The organism is Longimicrobiales bacterium, from assembly GCA_035764935.1.
In the GTDB taxonomy this organism is placed as follows: Bacteria; Gemmatimonadota; Gemmatimonadetes; order Longimicrobiales; family RSA9; genus DASTYK01.
Genome location: DASTYK010000112.1, coordinates 1 through 5781, shown reverse-complemented (window position 1 = coordinate 5781; position 5781 = coordinate 1). Strand labels below are relative to the sequence as shown.

The 5781-nt window shown below is 70.2% G+C and carries 6 protein-coding genes; 5 read left to right on the top strand and 1 reads right to left on the bottom strand.

Features of this window, described 5'->3' with window-relative positions:
• From VFU06_09275 to VFU06_09255, 5 genes are all read left to right on the top strand, one after another.
• Positions 1-846: hypothetical protein (locus VFU06_09275; GenBank protein HEU5209590.1), on the top strand; the 846-nt coding region annotated here is incomplete at its 5' end.
• Positions 843-1964, top strand: coding sequence for an ABC transporter ATP-binding protein (locus tag VFU06_09270; GenBank protein HEU5209589.1), 1122 nt, complete (start codon positions 843-845; stop codon positions 1962-1964). The genes VFU06_09275 and VFU06_09270, both read left to right, overlap by 4 nt.
• On the top strand, positions 1957-2757 hold the full coding sequence (locus tag VFU06_09265) for an ABC transporter permease (GenBank protein HEU5209588.1): 801 nt from the start codon (positions 1957-1959) through the stop codon (positions 2755-2757). The genes VFU06_09270 and VFU06_09265 overlap by 8 nt, the downstream gene beginning before the upstream one ends.
• A complete protein-coding gene (locus VFU06_09260; protein HEU5209587.1) occupies positions 2757-4706 on the top strand; it encodes an asparagine synthase-related protein in 1950 nt (649 codons plus the stop codon). The genes VFU06_09265 and VFU06_09260 overlap by 1 nt, the downstream gene beginning before the upstream one ends.
• Before the next feature lie 75 nt (positions 4707-4781).
• Positions 4782-4952, top strand: coding sequence for a hypothetical protein (locus tag VFU06_09255; GenBank protein HEU5209586.1), 171 nt, complete (start codon positions 4782-4784; stop codon positions 4950-4952).
• A 43-nt stretch (positions 4953-4995) separates the two neighbouring features.
• Here the strand turns inward: VFU06_09255 and VFU06_09250 are convergent.
• On the bottom strand, positions 4996-5781 hold a 786-nt coding region (locus VFU06_09250; protein ID HEU5209585.1), incomplete at its 5' end, for a hypothetical protein.

Below are 5781 nucleotides of genomic sequence, written 5' to 3'. Positions count from 1 at the left end.
CTGTACGCAGGACCCGACCGGGTGCGGCTCACGTACGGCGCGCTCGGCATGTACGACGTGGCACGTGGCGGCACGGAGATCATCTGGTACCCCGGCACACACGACTGCGAGGACTGCGCACGGCAGTGCATCCTCGGCCGTGTGCTGGCGCTCGCGATCCACCTGCGTGGCGACCTGTGCCTGCACGCGAGCGCGGTCGAGGTGAACGGGACGGCACTGGCGCTCGTGGCACCCAAGGGCACCGGCAAGTCCACGCTGGCGCTTGCGCTCGTCGCGGCAGGTGCGACGCTGCTCACGGACGACATGCTGCGCATCGATCTGCGAGCGGGGGCGCGCGTGTCGCCGGGCGTGCAGCGGTTGCGCCTGCACCCGGACTCCGCGGCCGCCGCGACCGCGGTCGACATCCGCTTCGAGCACGGGAATGGTGGCAAGCGGCTGAGCGTGGGGCTGCGGCCGCGCGCAGATGCTGCGGCCTCCGTGCCCCTGCGCGCCGTCTACCTGCTGCAGCCCGTGGGCTCCGGTGCGCGTGCGCGCCGTACGCGCCTGGATGGTGCGCGCGCGACCATGACCCTGCTGCGCAACACCATGCTCGGGCCGCTGCTCGGGCCGGGCCAGAAGGGCACGCTGCAGCACGCGGTCGCGCTGGCGCGCATGGTTGCCGTCTACTCGCTGGACGTTCCCCGCACGTACGACCAGCTGTGGTCGTGCGCCGCGCGCCTGCTCGAATGGCATGCACGCGACACCGGGGCAGTGCTCGAGCAGCACAGCGCGTGTGATGCAGCGCAAGCGGTCATCGGCTCCGAGCCGCGCACCGCAGGGCGTGCCGAAGCGCAGGCCGTGCGATGAGAGCGCAGCTGGTGGACCGGCCCTCGGCGCCGCAGGCGAGCGCTGCGGACAGGGCGGGACGACTGCGCCCATTGCGCGCAGCGCGAGCCACGCTGCCGACGGCTGCAGAGCCCGTCGTGCGCGTGGCCGGCGTGTCCAAGCGCTTCGCCTTGCGACGCGGCTGGGTGAACACGCTGCTGCATCCGCTGCGGCGTCGCTACAGGCAGGTGCTGGACGACGTCTCGCTGGAGGTGTTTGCCGGCGAATTGTTCGCGCTGCTCGGCCCGAACGGCGCGGGCAAGACGACGCTCTTCAAGATCCTGTCGGGCAGCGTGCTGGCGGACAGCGGGTGCACGCACGTCTGCGGACACGACGTGGAGCGGGAGCTGAGTGCCGCGCGGGCGTGCCTGACACCGGTGATCGGCGACGAGCGCAGCCTGATGTGGCGCCTGTCGGCGCGCGAGAACCTGCGCCTGTTCGCGTCGCTGCAGAACCTGCGTGGGCGGGCGCGCGATGCCCGCGTGGACGAGGTGCTCTCGATCGTCGAACTCGCGGATACCGGCACCCAGATGGTCGCGCAGTTCTCGTCCGGGATGAAGCAGCGGCTGCTGATCGCGCGGGCGCTGCTGGTCCGCCCCGCACTGCTCCTGCTCGATGAGCCGACGCGCTCACTGGACCCCGTGTCGGCCGGCCGGTTCCGCGACTTCCTGCGCACGGAGATCGTCGCCCGCCAGGGGTGCACGGTCCTGCTCGCGACCCACAATGCGGAAGAGGCACTGGAGCTGAGCACGCGCGTGGGCATCCTCGACCGGGGTCGCCTGCTGCGCACGGGCTCGCCGGCGGCGCTGGTCGCCGAGGTGCAGGACTACCAGTACGAGCTGAGCGTCGATGCTGCGGGCTGGGCGCGGCTGCACGGCGTTGCTGCGGCGATCGCGACGGACGAGCCCGATCCCGACGATCCGGACTGGCGCCGGATCCGGGTGAACCTGCCGGGCGGCGCCCGGGAAGCGGCGCAGCTGGTCGACCGGCTGGTGCACGCGGGTGTGCAGGTCGCGCGGGTTACTGCTGCGCGGTTGTCGCTGGCAGAGCTGATCGAGCGCACCGTCGCCTCAGGCACGGCGAGGGGGGACGATGCATAAGGTCGCTGCACTGCTCCGTGCGAGCGCGCTGAACGCCGCGAGCTATCGGCTTTCGCTGGTGCTGTCCGCGGTGGGGCTGCTGGCGACGATCGTACCGATCTACTTCGTGGCGAACGCGCTGCAGCCCGTGATGGCTCCTCGTATCCAGAGCGAGGCCGCGAACTACTTCGGGTTCGTGCTCGTGGGCATCTTCCTGTTCGCCTTCATCCGGCCGGCGACGCGCCAGTTCCCCAACATCATCTCGGGCGGCATCGCGACCGGTACGCTCGAGGCGATGCTGAGCACGTCCACGCGCGTCCCGACCATCTTTGCTGGCCTCGCGTCCTACGGTTTCACGCTGCAGCTCGTGCGCGGCGTCCTGATGCTGGGCTTCGGCGCGATTCTGGGCGCGCAGCTGCTGTGGGGCGCAGCACTGAGCAGCGTGCTCATCGTCCTGCTCACGATCGTGCCGTACATGGCGATCGGTGTGCTCAGTGCCACGATGGTGCTGGTGTTCCGGACACCGGGTCCGCTGGGCAACATCGTGATGGTCCTGTCGGGACTGCTCGGCGGGGTCTACTACCCGACGCACGTCATTCCGGGCTGGCTGGAAGGCGTTTCCGCCTTTATCCCGCTGACCTACGGGCTGAGAGCGCTGCGCCGGATGCTGCTGAACGCGGAGCCGTTCCAGGCCGTGCTGCCCGATGTCGCGATCCTCGCGCTGTTCGCCGCAGGTCTGATGGGCGCGTCCGCCATTCTCTTCCGACTCGCATTCCAGCACGCCCGTCGCGCGGGCACGCTGACGCACTACTGATGAGTGCGATCCTGGTGCACCTCGGCCATCTCGGCGATGAGGCCATGCGGGTCGCACTGGACGCGATGCGTGGCTCCGGGCAGGACGAGCGAACACACGCGCGCACGCTGGGCGCGGTCCTGGCGGCCCGCTGGTCACCGCGGCATGCCCCGGCGGGAGCGGCCGACTGCATCGCAATGCGCGAGGACGTCGCAGCGGTCGCCGATGCCGCACTGTACCACCGCGCGGACCTGGCTGGCCGACTGCAGCGCGCCGGCATGGCCGTGCCCGCACAGGCGGGCGCAGCGGAGCTCATCCTGTGCGCATACCTCGCATGGGGCGACGCATGCACGAGCCGGCTCGAGGGGGATTACGCCTTCGTGGTCGTCGATCGTCGCCGGCGGCTCCTGTTCGCCGCGCGCGACCTGCTCGGCACCCGTGCGCTGTACTACACCCGCGCAGGCGGTCGCATCACGTTCGCTTCCGCACTGGGTGCGTTGCGCACACTGCCCGCTGTTTCCGACGAGCTGAACCTGCCCGTGCTCGCGGAAACGGCGTCGATGTCACTCACGCCCGCTGACGAGACCGCGTTCCGCGACGTGCAGATGCTGCCGGCCGGGCATTCACTGGTCTGGCCGCAGCCGGCGACGCATCCGAGCGTGCGCCGCTGGTGGCGTGCTCCCGTGTTTGCAGCGGACGAGCGGCCCGAGCTGACGTTCGACGATGCGCGGCACGTGCTGCGCGATCTTCTCGATGATGCGATTCGCCAGCGGATGCCCGCGAGCGGCAGCTGCGCGATCACGCTCAGTGGCGGGTGGGACTCGCCCGCCGTGTACGGCGCTGCACACGGCGCTGGACTGCCGAACCCGCTGCGGCCGATCTCGATCTCGTATCCGCCGGGCGACAGCGGCCGCGAGGACGAGACCATCCGCGCGATCACGGCATACCACGGCCAGTCGCCGCGCTGGCTCGACATCGGGGACATCCCGCTGCTCGGTGGAATCGCCGCGCATGCTGCCGGCAGCGACGAGCCGTTCCTGCACGTGTACCGTGCGTGGAACGAGGCGCTGGCAGGCGCAGCGGCGGCGGAAGATGCGGCGGTATGCCTGACGGGCCTGGGCGGCGACCACCTCTTCCAGGCCGAGCCTGCTTACCTGGCGGACCTGCTGATGCACGGGCGTGTCCTGGAGCTGGTGCGCGAGTGGTCGCCCGCAGAAATGGGAACGCGTGCAGCCGTCCTGCGCTGGCTCGTGCAGCCGGTGCTCGCGCGCTGGGCGCCCGCTCTTGCACCGGCAGGATCCGCCGACGTGCCGGTCCCGCTGTTTCCCGACTGGCGTGTGCCGCGATGGATCGAGTCGGACTTCGCGCAACGGGCGGACCTGGCGGGGCGTGCGCGCGCTGCAGCGCCGGCTCCGGATCCCGCGGAAAGCGTCGAGAGCTACGTCCGGCGGTGGATGTTCGAGCAGCCGCTGTACGGGCGCGTCAATGGCGTCGCGACCGACATCTATCGCGCCCACGGTGTCGAGCTGCGCTCGCCGCTGATGGACGACCGGATCATTGCGTTCGCGGCCACCCGCCCGCGCGCGGAGCGCCGCTCGGGGGGCGAGACGAAACGATTGCTGCGCGCCGCAGTCGCCGACGTTCTGCCGGCGGAGGTGCTGGCGCCACGGCCGCACAGGACCGGGACCACGACGTCCTACCTGCGACGCTCGATGCGCCAGCACTTCGGCAGCATCGCGGAGCCCCTGTTCCGCAAACCACTGCTCGCCGAGCTGGGCATCGTGAACCAGCGGCGACTGTACGCTGCGGGGGCCGCGGCGGAGCGAGGCGCTCCGGACGCGCCGCTCGCCGCGCTGCTCGCAACGCTGCACACCGAAATCTGGTTGCGAGCGCAGCAGGGCATCGATGTCGAGGCGGTTGTCAGCGCCGATGCGACCCGCGACGAGATCGCGTTGAGCGCATCGGCCTGACCGGAGTGTGCGGCCACGATGCCGCACGGCAGCTGGGTAATCCCACCCAGCACCACCTTCCACACGGAGGTCGGAATGTATCAAACCCCCAAGCTCATCCGCTTCGGCAGGATGAGCGAGCTCACCCGGGCAGGGTGCAGCAATGCCAGCGACGGTCTTTCCGTCCCTGGTGTCGGCACCGCGATCGGAGACGAACCCGAAGTGACGAACGGGACGACGAAGATCTGCTTCGTCGGCGTGAGCTGATGGAAACGTGGCGCCGAACGGCAAGCCGTTCGGCGCCGCGCCTTCAGGCGAACTGGTCGGCGAGCTCCCGGGCAAGGCAGGCGACGCGCGCTTCCCAGTCGTGCGTGCCACTGCGGCGGAACAGGCGTGCAGACGGATACCACGGCGTATCATCACGCCGCAGCAGCCAGCGGAACTCGGGGATGGACGGCAGGACGATCCACGTGGGGATATCGAGACTGCCGGCGAGGTGGGCAACGGCTGTATCGACGGATATGACGAGATCGAGCTGCTTCAGCAGGTAGGCGGTACCGGCCCAGTCACCGGGCATCGGTACCGTGCGCACGGGAAGTCGTTCCGCCGCCCCGGCGCGATCCCCGAACTGCAGTGAAATCCATTCCACGTCCGCGGCGTCCAGCAGGGGACGCAACAGCTCCACGTCAGGCACTGACCTGTGCACGTCGTGAGCAGTTTTCCGGCTGCCCGCCCAGACGAGTCCGACACGCGGCCGCGTTCCCGGACCGAGACGGAATCCCTCCGAGGCGGCTGCCAGGTGGCGATACGACCCCGGCAGCCCGGAGAGCCGCAGCTGCACGTACGCAGGCATGGACCAGAAGGACGTGTGCACGGCGCGCTCGGGGGTCCGGTCACGTCGCACGATGATCCCGCGTACGCCCGGCAATTCCCGGAAGAGGCGTGCAAGCGCGGGCGGCACGACGAGGTAGAGCTCACGGACGAGCCCGGCAAGCAGCGGAGCGAAGCGACTGAACATGATCGCGTCACCGAAGCCGCCCTCGGAATGCACACACAGCGGCCGGTCGCGCAGCGGGGCTCCGTCCCAGAGCGGGTA

Bases quoted from the DNA above. Each gene is read 5' to 3' on its own strand.
- VFU06_09270 (HEU5209589.1), top strand. From the start codon at position 843: ATGAGAGCGCAGCTGGTGGACCGGCCCTCGGCGCCGCAGGCGAGCGCT.
- VFU06_09265 (HEU5209588.1), top strand. From the start codon at position 1,957: ATGCATAAGGTCGCTGCACTGCTCCGTGCGAGCGCGCTGAACGCCGCG.
- VFU06_09260 (HEU5209587.1), top strand. From the start codon at position 2,757: ATGAGTGCGATCCTGGTGCACCTCGGCCATCTCGGCGATGAGGCCATG.
- VFU06_09255 (HEU5209586.1), top strand. From the start codon at position 4,782: ATGTATCAAACCCCCAAGCTCATCCGCTTCGGCAGGATGAGCGAGCTC.